We start from the raw sequence: 18,470 nt of genomic DNA, 5'->3' as shown, positions 1-18,470 counted from the left end.
ATGGGGATGGTCCAGCCGTGGTCTGAAGGGGACGGCGCCGGCATTCTCTTGGCGGTGCCTGCCGACAACCATTGATCGGCAATGGCTTTGCCGGCCTCAGCGCTTGAGGTGGATCGTCACCCAGCCTTCGCGGTGTAAGGTGCTGATATGGCGGAAATTCTGGCCGACATAGGCCGATACCACCGCATCACGCTGGCGGTCCAGGATGCCTGACAGCACGATCGAGCCGCCAAGCGCGATATGCCCTGCCATTTGCGGCGCGAGCCGCATCAGCGGCCGCGCCAATATGTTGGCGACGATGAGGTCGAAGGGTGCGCGCCTGGCGAAGATCGGGTGATGAAAGCCCGGCGCCGTCACCGTCTCGATGAGCGCCTTGACGTGGTTCAGCCGCGCATTGGCGGCGGCGACCTTGACCGCCACCGGATCGATGTCGGTGGCCAGCACCGGAATATGCGCCAGCTTGGCGACGGCGATCGCCAGCACCGCGCTGCCGGTCCCGAGGTCGAGCGCGTTGCGCGGGTGCTCGCGCCGCACGACTTTCTCCAGCATTTCGAGGCATCCGGCGGTGGTGCCGTGATGGCCGGTGCCGAAGGCAAGGCCCGCCTCGATCTCGATGGCGAGCTCGCCGCTATGGCGCTTCCTGCTGTCGTGCGCGCCATGGACGAAGAACCGGCCGGCGCGCACCGGCTTCAGGCCTTCCAGGGAACGTGCCACCCAGTCGATGTCGGGCAGCGCCTCGCGCTCGACCGGTCTCGACAAGGCGAGGCCGGCGAGAATGTCCTTCAGCCGCGCCTCAACCGCGTCGACGTCGCCATCGGCATAGAGCGAGACCTCATGGATGTCGGCGTCTTCGTCGACCTCCAGCACGGCGATCGGCAGGCCTTCATCCTCGAAGGACGTTTCGAGCGCCGCGAAGATGCGCTCGGCCTCGATCTTTCCGGTGGTGAAATGGAGCCGCGTTTGGGTCATGTGAATTCTGGTCAGCCGTTCGCGGCGAGGCGCTTCAGCTTCTCCACGGCGGTGTCGGCGCTCTCGCCATAGGCGATCGTGCCGGCAAAGTCGCCCTTGGCGTTGAGCAGCAGCACCGAGGCGGTGTGGTCCATGGTGTAGTCGCCGTCGCCGGTGTCGACCTTCTTCCAGTAGATGCCGAATGCCTTGGCCATGGCATGGACCTTGTCAGGGTCGCCGGTAATGCCGGTGATGCGGTCGGAGAAATTGCTGACATAGGCGTTCATGACCTGCGGTGTATCGCGCTCCGGATCGACCGAGACGAAATAGGCGTGCAGGTTCTTGCCGTTGTCGCCGAGCGTCTTCAGCCAGCCGGAGAGTTCGAACAGCGTGGTCGGGCAGACTTCAGGGCAATGGGTGAAGCCGAAGAAGACGACGCTGGGCTGGCCCCGGAAAGCGGCCTCGGTAATCGGTGCGCCTTTCTGGTCGACCAGGGTGAACGCCGCACCGAACGGCTCGCCGCCATAGTGGCCGCGATACCAGTCGAAGGTCAGCCAGCCGATGCCGGCGGCCATCAGGACGAGAATGCCGACCAGGATAGAACGCATCATCAGAAAAGTCCGTCTGTAATGTCATGGCGCGCCGGCCAAAGCCGTGCGCCCCTTGTTCGGCCACAGTCTTAGCGGTTCAGCCTCGCACAGGCAAAGTGCCGCGTTGCCGCAACCGCTGTGGTGTTGACGCATCTGCTTGCAAAGCCGCACAGCCCGCCCCACCTGAGACCGGCAACTCGAACCCGAGGAGGCTTCTTTGCTCGAACTGATTGGGCTCAAACTGACTGGGCGGAAACTGATCGGCGGCGCGTTGGCGGCATGCGTTGCGCTTGGCGCCGGTAGCGCCGTTGCCGAGGAAGTCGGCAAGGTCGGCGTCGACTGGGTCGGCAACGACATCATCATCGACGCGATCAAGGACCCGAAGGTGGATGGCGTGACCTGCCATGTCTCCTATTTCGACCGAAGCGTGATCGACCGCCTGCACAAGGGCAATTGGTTCGAGGATCCCAGCGACTCCTCGATTTCGTGCCGCCAGACCGGGCCAATCACCATCGGCGACATCGACATGAGCGAGGGCGGCGAGGAGGTGTTCAAGCAAGGTCTCAGCCTGATCTGGAAGAAGCAGGTGGTGAACCGCATCTACGACAAGAAGAACGAGACGCTGATCTATCTGTCGCACTCGCGCCAGGTGCAGAACGGCTCGGCCAAGATGTCGGTTACGACGGTGCCGCTCTACGGCCAGAACGTGGTGTGGAGCAACAGCAAGCCGAAATAGGCGGGCGAACTCTTCCTGGTGCTACCCTGACGATGATCGGCTCCTGCTTGCGGGACCAATCGACCTGACGTAAAGCCGCCGGCATGGACCGTTCCGAAGATCTCGTCGCGAAAGACCCCGAGCCGCGCATCCATCCAACGGCGGAGATGAAGGGCTGCAAGCTTGGCCGCTACGCCGCGATCGGCGAACGCGTCGTGCTGCGCGAGGTCATCGTCGGCGATTTCTCCTATTTCGAACGTCATGCCGAGGCGATCTATACGACGATCGGCAAATTCTGTTCTATCGCCGCCAACAGCCGCATCAACGCGCTGGAACATCCGATCGAGCGGCTGACCCAGCACAAGGTCAGCTATCGGCCGAACGAATATTTTCGCTGGCTGGGTGTCGATGCCGCGTTTCGCGACCGGCGGCGGTCGAAGGCCGTGACCATCGGCAATGATGTCTGGGTCGGGCACGGCGCGGTCATCTTGCCTGGCATCGCCATCGGCAATGGCGCGGTCATCGGCGCCAATGCGGTGGTGACGCGGGACGTGCCGTCCTACACGATCGTCGCCGGCGTGCCGGCGAAGCCGATCAGGCTGCGCTTTGCCCCTGAAATAGCGGCACGCATCGAGGCTCTCGCCTGGTGGGACTGGCCGGTCGAGACACTCGCCAGGGCGGTTCCCGACATGCAGGCAATGCCGATCGAAACCTTCCTCGACCGCTGGGAAAACGACGCCGTTTAACTCCCGCGGAGAACGGTTTGGGCCTCGCCGTCACGGCTGCGCAGGGAACTATTCTTGACGCTCTCCGGAATGAAACCCCTTCCGCCATGCGGGGGTGGCGCGGCGGAAGGGGCTGGAGGTAACCCGCTGTAAAGCGGAAGGAACAGGCTCTTGCCTGCGCGGCTACCATGACATTGAACCGATAAGGTGTGTTTTGTGCCGAATGCGCGCTTCGCGTGCATTTAATTGCATCGGTTGTATTTTTTGCCCGCGGGAACCTGAAATGGCTGCTGGTTGTTTCCTCTTGTGCCCGCACGGAGCCGCGCTGTCTGAGGGAGTTCATGATCGAGAAGCTTTTCACCAAAATCGCCAACCGGGTGGCTCACCTTGCTGGCCTGTCGCCCACGTTTGCACTCTGTTGCCTGATCGTCATCGTCTGGGGACTAAGCGGGCCACTCTTCGCGTTCTCGGACACCTGGCAACTGGTGATCAACACCGGGACGACAATCATCACCTTCCTGATGGTGTTTCTCATCCAGAACACCCAGAATCGCGACGGCGCGGCGATCCAGGCCAAGCTCGATGAGCTGATACGGGTCAGCGCGGCCAAAAACACCTTCATCGGCATCGAGCACCTGACTGAAGCCGAGGTCCAGGAGATCCGCGCCAAATGCGAGCGGGCGGCTAAGCGGCACGACGAGAAGATAGCCACCATGGCAGCCAAGAAGGCGGTTGCCCAGAAGCGGGGCGCGAAAAAGAGCGTGGCTTGAGGCTCAGCCTTTCATGAACGCCGCGAACGCATCCTTGTGGTCGGGGTGCCAGCGCGACAAGGCAGGGCGGTTTTCGATAATGTCGCCGATCGCCCAGGCCATGCGCTTTTCGTCCAGCGGCCGCGCGGCCTCATTGTCGGGACACAGGACGTAGAAGTCACCCCTGACCAGCGATTCCAGCATGAAATCAATCACCTGCTCACCGGTCCACGCTCCCGCCGGCTTTTCCGTCGCGCCTTCGGTCAGGCCGGTATAGGTGAAGCCGGGGATGAGCAGATGCGCCGACAGGCGGGCGCCAGGCTCATTCCTCAGCGCATGCGCCAGGCCCTCGGTAAAGGTCTTCACGCCGGCCTTGGAAACGTTGTAGGCGAGGTTGCCGGGCGGCGTGGTGATGCCTTGCTTGGAGCCGGTGTTGATGATCAGGCCCGGCTTGGCCGACGTGAGCATGCGTGGCGCGAAGGCTTCGACGCCATGCACGACGCCCCAGAAATTGATGTCGAGCAGCCGTTTCCAGCCGTCGCGGTTGTCCCAGGGCTTTCCCGGGTTGTCGCCGACGCCGGCATTGTTCATCAGCAGCGAGACGGCGCCGAAGGCGCCGAATGCCCGGTCGGCCAAGCGATCCACCTCATCGGCCTTCGACACGTCCGATGCAACGGCAAGCACGGCGTCGTCGCCGGCAATCGCGGCAACGACTCGCGAGGCATCGTCGAGGCGCGGGCCGCCAATGTCGGCGAGCACGATCTTCATGCCCATCAGCGCCAGCCGTTTGGCCGCCGCAAGACCAATGCCGCTGGCGGCACCGGTGATGACGGCGGTATTGCCTTGGCCAAGCGCGGGCAAGGCGGTCTGGATCTCGGTATCGGGGATCATCGGCGATGCTTTCCTTTTTCGATGGCGCCGAACTTAGCGCCGGAACGGGCTTGTGCAAGCCGCCGTCGGGCTTGTCGGGTTGACCAGTCCGGTCGTGGCTGCGCATGCTGCGATGCCAAAAGGGAGATTTGCGATTGACGGATTGGGTTGCAATTCTGAAGGAGCAGACCGCCACCGGCGACCAGATGGGGCGCGAGGTGCCACAGATGCTGGCCAACCCGGATATCAGCGAAGCCCAGGTGAAAACCTTGTTCTCCGCATTGGAAAAACAAGCGGAGTTCGTCGAGAAGCTGCGCATGGCGCTGGAGAAGTTCGGCCATGATTTCTCGATCATCAAGGCGGCGGAGCGGCTGGAAGAGCGCTATGCCGACCTTGCCGCTTCCGTGGCGGAGAAGCTGAAGGCGATGCGCGGTTAAGCAATTCCAGGAGAGGCGTGAGGCAGTTTTCCCGGGAAAAGCGCATAACGCTTTCCCTAGGGAATTGCGCTGGACAAAGAGCTATTTTTCGAGAACGCGCGAAAAACGCGTGTCCGGGACCAGCCAGACCAGGGCGACGGCGACATAGAGCGCGACGCCGATCCACCGGTCGAGGAAGGTCAGCCCAACGGCCGCTATGTAGGCGGCAAGCGAAATCCTTCCCTTGCGGTCGCGGCCGATCGCCTTGGCGAATGCGGTATCCGGCCCATGCAGCCGATGCAGCGCAATGACCAGGATGCTGTAGGCGGTCGCACACATTACAAGGTCGAAACCGTAAACCGCGACGGGAACCGTGGCGAAATGGTTCTCGCCCATGAAGGCGGTCGTCATCGGCATCAGGGACAGCCAGAACAACAGATGCAGGTTCGCCCACAGCACGTGGCCGTCGACACGCTGCACGGTGTGGAACATATTGTGCAGATTGTTCCAATAGATGCCGACATTGATGAAGGAGAGCACGTAGCACAGGAAGATCGGCCACTGCGGCAGCAGCGCCGAAAAATCCTCGCCTTCCGGCACCTTCAGTTCCAGCACCATGATGGTGATGATGATCGCCACCACGCCGTCGGTGAATGCCTCGACCCTGCCTTTGCCCATGATCACCACCCCAGTCCGCGATGAGTTGCCGAAAGATAGTAAATCGTTAGCGGATGTTGGCGCGCCGATAAACAGTGTGAGGAAAACTCCTCACTATATCAGGGGAAACTTCCACGCAGGAACGGTGATCGTGGTGATCGGCCCTGGCAGCTTGTTGACTTTTCTTGCCGCGGCCTCTCCCGTTGCGATGCTGTCCCGGCCGAAGCAGTCGAACGGCCGGCACTCGATGGAGGGACCGATGAGATTTCGATTTCTGCTTGCGGTAGCGACCATTCTGGCTGCCGTCTTCGGGACGTCCGCCGCTGCCTTCGCCTACGGCGCCCATACCACCACCAGCCTCAACGTGCGTACCGGGCCTGGCGCGGAATACGCCAAGGTCAGGACGCTGCCGGCCGGCTTCCGGGTTGACGTGACCGGCTGCCAGCCTGGCTGGTGCAGGATCCATGGCGGCGGTGTCAGCGGCTGGGCCAGCTCCGGCTATCTCTCGCGGGCCCAAGTCGTGCATCCGCCGGTTATCATCGTAGGCGCGCCGCGTCGGCCGCCATACTGGCACCACCGGCCTCATCACCGTCCTCCGCATCACCGCCCGCCGCACAAGCCGCGTCCCGGCAAGTGCAAGATCGCGCCCGGTTTTTCCTGCAAGTAGGCCCGGTTTCCTGCAAATAGTCTGATTGCGTCTGATACGGCACAAGGGGTGCCGCGATGGATCGGGGCCGCTGGCCCCGATCCGCATTTGTGCGTTCATCGGCCTGGTCAGGCAAGGCCCACCGTGGTGTCAGGAGCGTGGCCGTTCACTGGAACGCCGGCGGGAAGGGTGCGTTAACGTCGCGATCCCTGAAACTGATGACGAGGTTGGCCATGGCCTTTCGCGATTTGGCGCAAACTCAGAACGAGGCTGTCGACGTCCTCGCGATCCCGACTGTCGCGGCGATGATCGCGGTGCTGTTTGCCGGCAGCACGGCGCTGACGCCGCTCTATATCATCTACAAGCAGCAGTTCGGCTTTTCGCAGATCACCTTGACGCTGATCTACGCGGTCTATGTTGTCGGCAATCTCGGCGCCCTGCTGGTGTTCGGTGGCGTGTCGGATGTTGTCGGGCGCCGGCCCGCAGCGCTGGCGGCGATGATCGTGGCCATTGTCAGCGCGCTTATCTTCCTGTTCGCCGGAAATGTCGTCTCGCTCGACGTGGCGCGCATCCTGAGCGGGCTTGGCATCGGCGTTGGCGCCGGAACGGGAACCGCCTGGATTGCCGAGCTTCTCCCCGCCGCCGATAAATCGCGTGCCAGCGTCATCACCACCAGCACCAATTTCCTCGGTCTCGGTTTCGGGTCGCTGATATCGGGACTGTTGGCTCAATACGAGCCCTGGCCCCTGCGGCTGGTGTTCATCGTCTATCTCATGGCACTCGCGGTGGTGGCGGTCCTGGTCTGGCGTACCCGTGAAACGGTGGCGAAGCCGGGTGGCCTCGAGCGGATTTCGATGCGGCCGCGCCTCTCCGTGCCTCAGAAGATACGCACGCGCTTCGTCGCGCCGGCGGTGACCGGTTTCGGCGCGATGGCGCTGGTCGGCTTCTATGCCGCGTTGGCGCCGAGCATCCTGGCGCAGCAGCTGCACGAAACGAACCATGCCGTTGCCGGCGCGCTGTTCTTCGAACTGGCGATCGTCGCGGCGGCCAGCATCGTGGCGCTGATGCGGGTGCAGAGCAGCAAGGCCATGCTGGCCGCCCTGGCCTTGATGATCCCAAGCGTGTTGCTGGTGGTGGCTGCGCAGATTCTGGCCTCGATGGCACTGATGATCGTGGCGACGGCCTGCTGCGGTGTCGTGGCCGCGCTTGGCTACCGAGGCGGCCTGCAGGTGGTGAACGAGATCGCGCCACAGGATCGCCGTGCCGAAGTGGTGTCGAGCTTCTTCGTCTGCTGCTTTGTCGGCAACGCCTTGCCTGTCATCGGCATCGGCGTCGTGTCGACCTATGCCAGCCCCGTCGCCGCGAGCCTGGCCTTCGCGGCCATGATCATCGTGTTCGCGCTGGTGGCGCTCGCCTTCGGGCTCCGACAGAGGCGCTGAGACCGCCGCGCCAGCACGTGCGCTTCAGCCGTTCGGCGTTTCAGGTGCCATGTTCGCGCGCTGGCGCGGCACGCCGAGCCCGGTGTCGGGCGGTTCGCCGGCAGCCGGCCTGTTCTCGATCATGTGCAAGGTGCGCCAGCCGCCGAAGCGGTAGTAGGCCGCGGCCAGGACCAGCGAGGCGATCGAGCCGGCCGGGAAACTCCACCACAGCGCTTCCTCGCCGATCACGCCGCGCATGTAATAGGCAAAGCCGGTGCGCACGATGAGCACCGAGATCACCAGGATGATCAGCGGCGGCATCACGGCACCCGTGGCGCGCACCGTGGCGAACAGCACGATGGTGATGCCGAACAGGATGAACGACCAGGATGCTACGGTGTTGATGTGGGCGGCGATATCGATCGCGGCGCCGTCACTGCTCAGGAATAGGCCCAGGATCGAGCGGTCGAAGACCCATAGCAGCGCGACGAGGGCGCCGGTCAGGACGAGGTTGAAGCCGACGCCGGAGGCGGCAACGCGGCCGATCCGGTCCCAGCGGCCGGCGCCGACATTCTGCGCCGCCATGGAAGAAACCGCGGCGCCGATGGCGAGCGCCGGCATCTGGATGTAGGTCCAGAGCTGCGCTGCGATGCCGTAGGCGGCGGCGACTTGCGAACCATAGGAATTGACGATGCCCATCACCGTCAGTGCCGCCGCCGAGATGACGATCATCTGCAGGCCCATCGGCACGCCCTTGAAGACGACGATGCGCAGCAGCGCCGGATCCGGGCGCAGCAGGGCGAGATTTGTGCCGGCGAGCCGCAACGGATGCTTGCGCGCGTAGAGTACGACGAGGATGGCGATGACACTCACGGTCTGGCCGATCAGCGTCGAGGTGGCGGAACCGGCGATGCCGAGTTCGGGAAACGGGCCGATGCCGCGGATGAGCAGGGGATTGAGCACGATGTCGAGCACGACCGCCAGCGCCATGAAGATGAAGGGCGTGCGGGAATCGCCGGCGCCACGCAGCACGGTCATGACGAAGGACAGAAGGTTCATCATCGGCACGGCGACGAAGATGATGCGCAGGTAGGAGCGTGCGAGCGGCAAGGCGTCGGCCGGCGTGCCAAGCGCGCCCAGGATGGCGTCGACCCAGATCCAGCCGCAAACCGCGAAGACCACCGAAACGAGGAAGAAGAAAGTGGCGCTGGTGCCGACGATGCGGCGTGCCTCGGGCAGGTCGCGGGCGCCGACCGACTGCGCCACCAGTATGGTGGCCGCCATGCCAATGCCGAACACCGTGCCGAGGATCAGGAACAGGACGAGGTTGGCGTTGGAGGTCGCCGTCAGCGCCGATTCGCCGAGGAAGCGGCCAACCCACACGGCATTGACCGAGCCGTTCAGCGATTGCAGCACGTTGGAGCCGAGCACCGGCAAGGCGAAGAGCAGCAGCGTGCGTGGGATCGGGCCGCTGGTCAGGTCGCCGGTGCGCCGACGCGCGGGCATTTTTTCGTTCATGGCCGACAAAGCCTATCTCGAGTCCGGTGCGCGATGATTGCAGATTCAACCCGACAGGTCGATGCGGGGCGCGAACGGTCCACGATGCTCACGCCATGATCCATCCTGTTCTCAAAGCTTGCGGAATGGGATATTGATCCCAAGCGCGTTGGGCACCGGGGGGTTCATGTCCGATATTCCGCTTGTTGCTGAGCGCCTGAGCCGGCGCGCGTTTGTTGGCGCGTCCGCTTTGGGCTGCGCTTCCGTCCTTCTCTCGGCGTGCACCACGACCGATGTGGCGCCGCCGGCAGTGGCGCCGGTCCCGCCGTCGGCTGCGCCAAGCGAGCCGGCTGTCGGCGATACCGCAACCATGTATGCGGCGCGCACCGACGAGGATTATCAACTGCCGGCCATCCCGGTTGCCAAGCTCGATCCGAAGTTCGTGCGCCAGATCGTGGCCGATCCGACCGGAGAGAAGCCTGGCACGATCGTCGTCGATGTTTCCGAGCATTTCCTCTATCTGGTGCGCGACGGCGGAAAGGCCATCCGCTACGGCGTCAGCCTCGGCAAGGCCGGTTTCGGATGGACCGGCAGCGCCGTGGTCCAGGCGCGCAAGAAGTGGCCGGTGTGGACGCCGCCGCCCGAAATGATCCAGCGCCGGGCGGAACTGGCGAAATACAAGGACGGCATGCCGCCCGGACCGCAGAGCCCGCTGGGCGCCCGCGCGCTCTATCTCTTCCGCGACGGCAAGGACACGATGTACCGGCTGCACGGCACGCCGGAATGGGATTCCATCGGCAAGAACGCGTCGTCCGGCTGCGTGCGCTTCATGAATCAGGACATCATCGATCTCTACAGCCGCGTCAACGGCCCCGCCCAGGTCTTCGTGCGGCCCAACCTGTCTGCCGCCGGCAAGATCATGGCCGTGTCGAGCAGGACGGCCGAGCCGATCGATGCCGGCGTGCCGAAGGACGCCGAGTTCTTGAAGTAAGCCTTCACGACCTGCACAGGCGGACGCGCCAGGCGCGCCCGCTTGTGCGGTGATCGTTACTTCTTGCCGAGACCTGGGAGCGTGACCTGATAGACCAGGAACATGGTGTCGACATCGGCGCCGTCATCGGCCTTGTAGGGCGCGCCGACCTGGAAGCCGTCCTGGGCGAGGAAGTCGTTGTCGTTGCCGACGAACAGGAAATAGTCGTCGGGCAGCTTCGGGTCGAGGACGCTGGCCAACGACATCGCTTCCCACTTCTCCGAAAGCTCGTTGTGGTCCTTCGCCCCACCATTATGCAGGCCGAAGCGGCCAAGCTGGGCGGCGTCATTGATATCGATAAACGGCGTCAGCTTGGCCGGCGTCACCGAGGGATCGAGCACGCCCTTGGGCGCTGCAGGCTTGTCGGCCACGTCGAAGGCGCTGCCCGCGATGTCGGTCGCGCCGGACACGTCGACGATGTTGATCTGGCGGTAGAGCGACGCGTCACCCTTCTTCAGGCCCTGGCCGTTGCCGCTGTCGCGCGCCAGCATCAGGAAGGATGTGTCCGAAAGCGCCACGATCTCGCTCTGCGCGGCGACCTTGGTCTTGCCCTTGGCATCCTTGAACACCGGCAGCGGCACGACGTATTCATGCGCGAGCTTCAGATGGGCGAGGTCGGAGGCATCGTAAACCAACGCCCGGGTGTTCTGGCGCGTCGAGGGTGAATCGCCGCCGTCCTGCCTCGGCGCCGACTGCAGCACGGCGATCAGGAACTTGCCGTCCGGCGTCATCGCCATGCCTTCGAGGCCCTGGTTGTTCTGGCGCCCGGTTTCGGGATCCTTCGGATCAGGGTCGGCGGCACCCGGACCGGGATTGTCGGAGGAGAAGTTCGGCGTTCCCTTGCGCATCGGCACGAGGGCTGCCGGCGGCTGGGTCGCCGACATCAGGCCGCCTTGCGCGGAGAACCTGTAGATGTTGGGGCCGTACTCGTCGGAGATGAACATCGAACCGTCGGGCAGCCGCACGATGGCCTCATTGTCGAGAGCGAGCTTGCCGTTGGTGGCGACGGGCAGCATCGGCATGTCGCCGGCGGCAGGGCGTACATCCGACAGCGGATCGAGGCCGGTGGCATCGGCGCCCTTGTCGTCGGTGAGAAGCATGGTGTCGGCAAGCGTCGCCTTGACGCCCGTCTGCTCCTGGCCGGCGGCGGGAGCCGCACCCGGTGCGACAGGCGTGAACTCGATGCCGATGGTGTTGAGGCGCGGCCGGTAGTCGGTGGTGCCAGCGACATTGTAGCCACGGTCGGGCAGGAGCCAGAGCGATCCCTTGTAGGTGCCGGCATCTTGCGTCCAGCCTGTAGTGTCGATTGCCATGCCGGAGCCCGAGCCGAAGGTCTCGCCGAACTTGTCGCGCTGAGCAGCCGGCATGCGGCCGACGCCGACCAGGCCCTTGTTGATGTAGGCCACGCCGTCGGCAAGCGCCGGTGTCAGGGCGGTGAACAAGGCCAGCGCGACGCCGAGCGAGGCGGTTCGGTGTGGGTGTTTCATGGACAATCCTCTTTGTGACGAGCATGCCGGAGCGGCCGAAGGGCAAAAACGGAAAGAGGTGCCGCATCGACGATGCCGCGCGTGCCTCCCCGAAAGCGATCTAAGGCGTGAACATGATGCTTGCGTGACAGTGCGCGATGCCGGTCCGCCAGCGTATTGGACACTTATGTCTAGTACATATAGGATGCCGGCTTCGAACTGACCGGAAGGGAAGCCTTGAGGCCGCCGCGCGGCTTCGTCACCTCGGGCGGATTTGGCTACACGATCAAGAGGTCGCGCTGGCGTTGATGGACGACGGTTTCGCCGGGGAGGGAATGGCGCTTTGCGTGCACATTGTCGGCGTCGAACGGCCTGCGCGGGTCATCGCGGGCTCGCCCTATGATCCCCAGGGCAAGGCGATGCGGCAATGAGGAGGGAATTCGCGATGATCGATGACGCGGCACGAGACAGCAGGCGCGAACGCCGGCGCGGACGCATGGGCGAGGCCGGCAGCGAATCAAGCCGCAAGCCCAATTACCGCTCGCTGAAGAACCCATTCCTGCCACATCCGATCTTTTCCAACGACCAGGTGGCGTCGATCCACGACACGGCGCTGCGCGTGCTGGAAGAACTGGGCATCAAGGTGCTGCTGCCCGAGGCGCGCGACGTGCTTGCCCGCGCCGGCGCCCTGGTCGACCCCGACACCGACATGGTGCGCATCGGCCGCGACATGGTGGTGGCGGCCTTAGCCTCGGCGCCGCGATCGATCCACGCTTATGCCGGCGCGCGCGCTCGCGACCTGTCGCTCGAACTGGGCTCGATGACGTTCCTGGCTGGCTCCGGTGCGCCCAACGTCACCGATCTCGACCGCGGCCGGCGGCCCGGGACGCTGGTCGCCTTCGAGGAGTTGATCAAGCTGGTGCAGCATTTCGATGTCTTGCACATGCTGGGGCCGTGCATCGAACCGCAGGACATCGACAATCGTTTCCGCCACTATGCCGTCAATCGGGCGCAGCTGACCCTGTCGGACAAATTCCCGTTCGTGTTCGCGCGCGGCACGCCGCAGGTCGATGACAGTTTCGAGATGATCAGGCTGGCCCGCGGGCTGTCCGAGGACGAGTTCCGCTCAGGCGCGCATTGCTACACCGTCATCAACACCAACTCGCCGCGCCAGCTCGACATTCCGATGGCGCAAGGCATCATCGACTTCGCCAAGGCGGGCCAGGTCCTGATCATCACGCCGTTCTGCCTGGCGGGTGCGATGGCGCCGATAACAGTGGCCGGCGCGCTGACCTTGCAGCATGCCGAAGCGCTGGCCGGGCTGACGCTGGCGCAGATCGTGCGGCCGGGCGCGCCGGTGGTCTACGGTTCCTTCTCCTCCAATGTCGACATGAAATCCGGCGCACCGGCCTTCGGCACGCCGGAGCACGTCAAGGCCACACTGGGTGCAGGCCAACTGGCGCGCTTCACTGGTCTGCCCTGGCGCTCGGGCGGCGGCAGCGCTGCCAACATTTCGGACGCGCAGGCCGCGCACGAGACACAGTTCGCGCTGTGGGGCTCGGTGCTTTCGGGCGCCACCGTCTGCATCCATGCGGCCGGCTGGCTGGAAGGGGGCTTGAGTGTTTCCCTGGAAAAGCTGGTCACCGACATCGAAGCGCTGCAGACGGTCGCGGAACTTTGTACAACAACGCCCGGCGACGACGACGCAATCGGCTTCGAGGCCATCGCCGAAGTGCAGCCGGGCGGCCACTTCTTCTCGGCCAGCCACACCATGGCACGCTACCGCACCGCCTTCTACGAGCCGCTGGTGGCCGACTGGTCGAATTTCGGCAACTGGACGCAAAGCGGGTCGAAGACCGCCACCGAACGCGCCACCGGCGTCTGGAAACGCATCCTCGCCGATTTCGAGTCGCCCGCAACCGCGGCCGCCACGTCAGGCGTGCTCGACGCGTTCATCGCGCGGCGCACGGAAGAGGGCGGCGCGGCGCCAGTGTCGTGAGATAGTTCGCCGGTCCATCATCCCGAATTGTGGCCGTGACCCCGGAACCCGCGGCGCGTCCCACGCATTCATGGGTGCGGGCCAATGCCTGGCTCCATCCGCGAGCCGTTGAGGGGAGGACGACATGGGTTTCGACCAGTACCACGAACCGCCGGAAGAACTGTCGCAGGAAGTGCGGACCTTTGCCCGCATGATCACCTCGCTGATCGAGGAGGCGGAAGCGATCAGCTGGTACGAACAGCGCATGTCGGTCGAGAAGAACCCGCAGGCCAAGGCGATCATGAAGAACGCGCAGAGCGAGGAGTTCAAGCATTTCGGCATGGACCTCGAATTCCTGCTGCGCCAGAAGACGGACTGGCGCGTGGAACTGAAGGAGATTTTGTTCACGACAGGGGATATCGTGAAGGCAGGGGAGAAGGGAGAGAAGAAGGTGGATTGAGTTGTTTGCTGTCATTTCTGGACTAGGCTCTCCGGCTCACCTCAAATAAATTGACAAGAAGTTGCGGCGAACTCTTCGCTGCAAGTTGTGAGAAAGCCGAGGATAACTTTCTTGTCAAAATCAAACAAAAAAAGCCAAAATCGACAAAGCTGCCAGCGCAACTTGTTAGAATGTTTGAACATAACCAAAGGCATTTCTCGGAGCTTATGCTGCGAGAGCCTGCGGATGGTGACCGGCTTCTGTTTGGAACGTATTTTCATTCGGCTGCGGAGCAGAGGCGTGAGACAATCAAACTCATGATCCAATCCGGAATGAACTCCGCCCTCATTTATGTGTTTGATAAAACCGGCTTTGTGCCGTCCGAGATGAACAAGAAGAAATTTTCCCCGGAAGGGCGACACGAAATCGACGAAGCTTTTAACGAGTTTTACGAATCGCCGGAGGATTTTGCCTATCTACTAGAGGATTATTCTGACCTTGAATTCGAAAACAACCCTGATATGGCAATACCACTGTACATATTCGGAAATTACATAGATAGAAATTTTAACGGGTCGCAACTTAGGATTGGCTTTAACAGGATTGTTACATTTTATCTGGTCCTTAGAAGTTATAGGATTATTCGATCAATATGGAAATTGACTTTCACAAGCTCTCCAGAGGAGAAGTATATACTTGTAAGATCTTTGTTTGAAAATTATTGCAAATTGTGTTTCATCGACGGCTCCGAGAGTAGGTCGAAGCTTCTATTCGAGATAGATTATGGCATGGCCATGGGAGATTTCGAGTTTGATAAAAAAGGCGACCGGATCGTTAGAAATAGGATACGTAGAATATCAACTGGCGAGGTTATCCAAAGGGATATCTCATTTTTTAAAATGATCTCCTATTCGAAAATTGCGGAAGATTACGAGCTTTTTGAACCTACTTATGAGTTTCTGAGTTCATTCGCTCATTCTGGAATTCGGCACATTTTCAAGGATTTTGACCAAGAGAAGTTCGAATTTGTGGTGGGTGGCCGGTGGGAGGAGGATCTGGAAGCCATTCCGGTGAGGTTGATGACTGGAATGGTTGCTTCGATGATTATGCAAAAGATGCATCATCAAAAAGGCGTCTCTGCTGTGAGTAAGAGAGATATAGAGTATTATTGTCGGGTTGTTAAGCTTATGAGCTACGAAACCGGAGTGAATGAGGAATCTGGAAATACAGAAAATGAGAAGAAAACGTTTCGATGTCTTCTTGCCCGTATGAAAAAATTACCATCTCGTCGCTTGCATAAAATTTCATAGCCTCACACTGGCAGCACAAACCCGTCCAGCACGCGTTTCTGGCCGGCCTTGTCGAAGTCGATGGTCAGCTTGTTGCCTTCGATGGCTGAAATATTGCCGTTGCCGAATTTCTGGTGGAAGACGCGGTCGCCGACGCTGAAAGCCGACGGCGTGTCGGAGACGGATTTGGCGACCAGTTCGCCGTCGATGGTGCGGCCCTTCACGCTGGTGCGGCCGGCGCCGTAGCCGGAGTCTGTCTCGCCATAGCCGATGCGTTCGACCTGATGGCCCGAACGCGTGCCCCAGTTGCGGTCGGTCGCTTCGGTGCGGTTGGCCTGTGCGCGCTGCCAGCCCGGCGTGGAATAGGTGTTGGAGAAGGCGCCGGACTTTTCCCCGCCGCCCGAATTGGCGCCGATATTGTCGAAGCGCGAGGCGCCATACGGGTTCTGTCTTCCTGCCCCCTGGCCGCCGCCACGGCCGGATGCGAACGAGCCGCCGCCATAGGGATTGCCGTAGCCGCCATAGGAGTTGCCGGCTTCGGCGACCTCGACATGGGCTTCCGGCAGTTCCTCGAGGAAGCGCGACGGGATGGTCGATTGCCAGAGCCCGTGGATGAGGCGGTTGGAGACGAACCAGATATGCAGGTTCTTCTTGGCCCGCGTCAGCCCGACATAGGCGAGCCGGCGCTCTTCCTCGAGCCCGGAGCGGCCGCCTTCGTCGAGTGCGCGCTGATGGGGAAAGAGGCCTTCCTCCCAGCCGGGCAGGAAGACGGTTTCGAATTCGAGGCCCTTGGCCGAGTGCAGCGTCATGATGGAAACGGCATCGAGCCCGGCATTCTGCTCGGCATCCATGACCAGCGCGACATGTTCGAGGAAGGAGCGCAGCGACTCGTACTCCTCCATCGAACGGATCAGTTCCTTCAGGTTCTCCAGCCGCCCGGGGGCTTCGGCCGAGCGGTCGTTCTTCCACATGTCGGTGTAGCCGCTCTCCTCGAGAATGGTCTCGGCGAGTTCGGTGTGCGGCGTGGTTTCCAGCGCCTTCTGCCAGCGTTCGAAATTGGCCGCGACCTCGCGCAGCGCGGCGCGGGGTTTCGGCTTCAGCTCGTCGCTTTCGGCAAGCGTTCCCGCCGCCTCCAGCATCGGGATGCGCAGGCTGCGCGCCGTGTCGTGGATCTGGCGGATGGTCGCTTCGCCCAAGCCGCGCTTCGGCACATTGACGATGCGCTCGAAGGCGAGGTCGTCGGTGCTGTTGGCGACGACCCGGAAGAAGGCCAGCGCGTCGCGGATTTCCATGCGCTCGTAAAAACGCGGACCGCCGATGACGCGGTAGTTAAGGCCGAGCGTGATGAAGCGGTCCTCGAAGGCGCGCATCTGGAAGGACGCGCGGACAAGGATCGCCATGTCGTTCAAATTATGCTTCTGGCGCTGGTAGGCCTCGATGGTCTCGCCGATGGCGCGGGCTTCCTCCTCCGAATCCCAGGCGGCGTGGACGTTGACCTTGCCGTCCTCGGGATCGTTGCGATCGGTGAACAGCGTCTTGCCGAAACGGCCCTCATTGTAGGCGATGAGGTGGGAGGCGGCGCCCAGTATGTGCGCGGTCGAGCGGTAATTGCGCTCCAGCCGGATGATGGTGGCGCCCGGAAAATCCTTGTCGAAGCGCAGGATGTTGTCGACCTCGGCACCGCGCCAGCCATAGATCGACTGGTCGTCATCGCCGACACAGCAGATGTTTACCTTGTTTTCGCTCACGGGCTGTTCCGCGCCTGCCGGCGCGGGCCCTCCGCGGGGGCCTCGCAACGGCTCGGACGCCCGGTCGGGCTTGCGGCCTTCGGCCGAAGCAGCCGATCCATGGCTATGCTCCAGTGGGTCTTCTTCAGGCGCTGGAGGCCTATAGCGCCCTGCTTCTGTTCTGTCGATGACCGACGAATTGGACGCGGTGGGAGCGCGACCGCCCGGAGAACCACTCCTTGGCGCTTCGGGCCTTTGCGCCAGCAGGCGCAGCCACATGTATTGGGCGGTGTTGGTGTCCTGGTATTCGTCGACGAGGATGTATTTGAAGCGCCGGTGATAGTCCCTCAGCACATCGGGATTGGCGCGGAAGATGCGGATCGGGTGGCAGAGCAGGTCGCCGAAGTCGCAGGCGTTCAGTGTCTGCAGCCGCTCCTGATAGGCCTTGTAGAGCTCGCGGCCCTTGCCGTTGGCGAAGCTGCGCGCATCGCCCTCGGCGATGTCGGCCGGGCCCTGGCCCTTGTTCTTCCAGCCGTCGATCATCTGGGCGAACTGTTTCGCGGGCCAGCGCTTGTCGTCCAGGCCCTCGGCCTGGATCAGCTGCTTGATCAAGCGCACGACGTCGTCTGTGTCGAGGATGGTGAAGTCGGATCTCAGGCCGGCAAGCTCGGCGTGGCGGCGCAGCAGCTTCACGCCGATCGAGTGGAAGGTGCCGAGCCACGGCATGCCCTCGACATTGCCTTCGCCGATCAGGATGCCGATGCGCTGCTTCATCTCGCGCGCGGCCTTGTTCGTGAAGGTCACGGCCAGGATCTGCGAGGGAAAGGCCCTGCCGGTGGCGAGGATGTGGGCGATGCGGGTGGTCAGCACGCGGGTCTTGCCGGTGCCGGCGCCGGCCAGCACCAGAACCGGCCCTTCGGTGGTCTCCACCGCCAGCCGCTGCTCGGGATTCAAGCCCCTGAGATAGTCAGGCGCATTGTTTTGGCCGCCGCGGGCAGCCATGGCGCGCGCGGCAATGCCCGACGGGGCCGTGGGCCGCGCATCGGGTTCGTCGAAAAAGGGCATGTCTTCGGAAAAGCCGGACATCGCCCCCGAATGTAGTGATTCGGTAGCGAAAGACCAGAACTGTCTACGTTTTGTTCCGGTAAAGTGCCTGATACGGCCGCTTGAGCGACATGGCGGCCGGCGTTGTGAACAACCTCAGGCGGAAGAAGGTTGCTGCCGCGGACCCATGACCTATGCTTGACAGGCGCGGCGGTCGGGAGAAAGTTGCGCAGGGGGCGGCACACAATGCCGGGTTGCCCAAGGCC

The 18,470-nt window shown here is 62.8% G+C and carries 18 protein-coding genes; 11 read left to right on the top strand and 7 right to left on the bottom strand.

Going from position 1 to position 18,470, the window contains the following annotated elements; translation table 11 throughout:
* Positions 1–96: 96 nt before the first annotated feature.
* Together FJ492_RS05305 and FJ492_RS05300 are read right to left on the bottom strand one after the other, a co-directional pair.
* Positions 97–969 carry a 50S ribosomal protein L11 methyltransferase gene (locus tag FJ492_RS05305; protein WP_140502438.1) on the bottom strand — a complete coding sequence of 291 codons (873 nt, stop codon included), beginning with the start codon at positions 967–969 and terminating at the stop codon, positions 97–99.
* A gap of 11 nt (positions 970–980) precedes the next feature.
* Positions 981–1,559, bottom strand: coding sequence for an SCO family protein (locus tag FJ492_RS05300; protein WP_140502440.1), 579 nt, complete (start codon positions 1,557–1,559; stop codon positions 981–983).
* Between the two features lie 196 nt (positions 1,560–1,755).
* Between FJ492_RS05300 and FJ492_RS05295 the strand changes: the two genes are divergently transcribed.
* From FJ492_RS05295 to FJ492_RS05285, 3 genes are all read left to right on the top strand, one after another.
* Complete coding sequence (locus tag FJ492_RS05295; RefSeq protein ID WP_140502441.1) at positions 1,756–2,274, top strand: CreA family protein; 519 nt, start codon at positions 1,756–1,758, stop codon at positions 2,272–2,274.
* Between the two features lie 83 nt (positions 2,275–2,357).
* Entirely contained in the window at positions 2,358–2,999 is a 642-nt protein-coding gene (locus FJ492_RS05290; RefSeq protein WP_140768855.1) for a DapH/DapD/GlmU-related protein, read from the top strand.
* 320 nt (positions 3,000–3,319) lie between these two features.
* On the top strand, positions 3,320–3,748 hold the full coding sequence (locus FJ492_RS05285) for a low affinity iron permease family protein (protein WP_181165913.1): 429 nt from the start codon (positions 3,320–3,322) through the stop codon (positions 3,746–3,748).
* A gap of 3 nt (positions 3,749–3,751) precedes the next feature.
* Here FJ492_RS05285 and FJ492_RS05280 read toward each other — a convergent pair whose 3' ends face one another.
* On the bottom strand, positions 3,752–4,618 hold the full coding sequence (locus tag FJ492_RS05280) for an SDR family NAD(P)-dependent oxidoreductase (RefSeq protein ID WP_140502443.1): 867 nt from the start codon (positions 4,616–4,618) through the stop codon (positions 3,752–3,754).
* A 134-nt stretch (positions 4,619–4,752) separates the two neighbouring features.
* Here FJ492_RS05280 and FJ492_RS05275 point away from each other — a divergent pair, with 134 nt between their 5' ends.
* Positions 4,753–5,034, top strand: a complete 282-nt coding sequence (locus tag FJ492_RS05275; protein WP_023792142.1) for a hypothetical protein — start codon at positions 4,753–4,755, stop codon at positions 5,032–5,034.
* 81 nt (positions 5,035–5,115) lie between these two features.
* Here the strand turns inward: FJ492_RS05275 and FJ492_RS05270 are convergent, their stop codons facing one another.
* Entirely contained in the window at positions 5,116–5,691 is a 576-nt protein-coding gene (locus FJ492_RS05270) for a TMEM175 family protein (protein ID WP_140502445.1), read from the bottom strand.
* A gap of 238 nt (positions 5,692–5,929) precedes the next feature.
* Here FJ492_RS05270 and FJ492_RS05265 point away from each other — a divergent pair, with 238 nt between their 5' ends.
* Both FJ492_RS05265 and FJ492_RS05260 read left to right on the top strand, forming a co-directional pair.
* Positions 5,930–6,337, top strand: coding sequence for an SH3 domain-containing protein (locus FJ492_RS05265; RefSeq protein WP_140768853.1), 408 nt, complete (start codon positions 5,930–5,932; stop codon positions 6,335–6,337).
* Positions 6,338–6,549: 212 nt separating this feature from the next.
* A complete protein-coding gene (locus FJ492_RS05260) occupies positions 6,550–7,755 on the top strand; it encodes an MFS transporter (RefSeq protein ID WP_140768851.1) in 1,206 nt (401 codons plus the stop codon).
* Positions 7,756–7,779: 24 nt separating this feature from the next.
* Here the strand turns inward: FJ492_RS05260 and FJ492_RS05255 are convergent, their stop codons facing one another.
* Positions 7,780–9,252 (bottom strand): MATE family efflux transporter, encoded by a 1,473-nt coding sequence (locus FJ492_RS05255; protein ID WP_140768849.1) that lies wholly within the window; start codon positions 9,250–9,252, stop codon positions 7,780–7,782.
* A 166-nt stretch (positions 9,253–9,418) separates the two neighbouring features.
* Here FJ492_RS05255 and FJ492_RS05250 point away from each other — a divergent pair, with 166 nt between their 5' ends.
* Positions 9,419–10,222 carry a L,D-transpeptidase gene (locus tag FJ492_RS05250; protein WP_140768847.1) on the top strand — a complete coding sequence of 268 codons (804 nt, stop codon included), beginning with the start codon at positions 9,419–9,421 and terminating at the stop codon, positions 10,220–10,222.
* Between the two features lie 56 nt (positions 10,223–10,278).
* Here the strand turns inward: FJ492_RS05250 and FJ492_RS05245 are convergent, their stop codons facing one another.
* The gene (locus FJ492_RS05245; protein ID WP_140768845.1) at positions 10,279–11,748 is read right to left on the bottom strand and encodes an esterase-like activity of phytase family protein; all 1,470 of its coding nucleotides are present in this window, start codon (positions 11,746–11,748) and stop codon (positions 10,279–10,281) included.
* A gap of 287 nt (positions 11,749–12,035) precedes the next feature.
* Here FJ492_RS05245 and FJ492_RS29435 point away from each other — a divergent pair, with 287 nt between their 5' ends.
* The 4 genes from FJ492_RS29435 (at position 12,036) to FJ492_RS05230 (ending at position 15,454) form a co-directional block, all read left to right on the top strand.
* Positions 12,036–12,158 (top strand): hypothetical protein, encoded by a 123-nt coding sequence (locus tag FJ492_RS29435; protein ID WP_281408108.1) that lies wholly within the window; start codon positions 12,036–12,038, stop codon positions 12,156–12,158.
* Positions 12,159–12,172: 14 nt separating this feature from the next.
* Entirely contained in the window at positions 12,173–13,726 is a 1,554-nt protein-coding gene (locus FJ492_RS05240) for a trimethylamine methyltransferase family protein (RefSeq protein WP_140769009.1), read from the top strand.
* Between the two features lie 124 nt (positions 13,727–13,850).
* Entirely contained in the window at positions 13,851–14,165 is a 315-nt protein-coding gene (locus tag FJ492_RS05235; protein ID WP_140661187.1) for a hypothetical protein, read from the top strand.
* 170 nt (positions 14,166–14,335) lie between these two features.
* Positions 14,336–15,454, top strand: a complete 1,119-nt coding sequence (locus FJ492_RS05230; RefSeq protein WP_140768843.1) for a DUF5677 domain-containing protein — start codon at positions 14,336–14,338, stop codon at positions 15,452–15,454.
* 2 nt (positions 15,455–15,456) lie between these two features.
* On the opposite strand, the gene FJ492_RS05225 is transcribed toward FJ492_RS05230, so the two are convergent.
* Positions 15,457–18,246 carry a UvrD-helicase domain-containing protein gene (locus FJ492_RS05225; protein ID WP_140768841.1) on the bottom strand — a complete coding sequence of 930 codons (2,790 nt, stop codon included), beginning with the start codon at positions 18,244–18,246 and terminating at the stop codon, positions 15,457–15,459.
* Between the last annotated feature and the right edge of the window lie 224 nt (positions 18,247–18,470).

The organism is Mesorhizobium sp. B2-5-4 (assembly GCF_006441095.1).
Classification (GTDB): Bacteria; Pseudomonadota; Alphaproteobacteria; order Rhizobiales; family Rhizobiaceae; genus Mesorhizobium; species Mesorhizobium salmacidum.
This window is presented reverse-complemented; position numbering and strand designations above follow the sequence as displayed.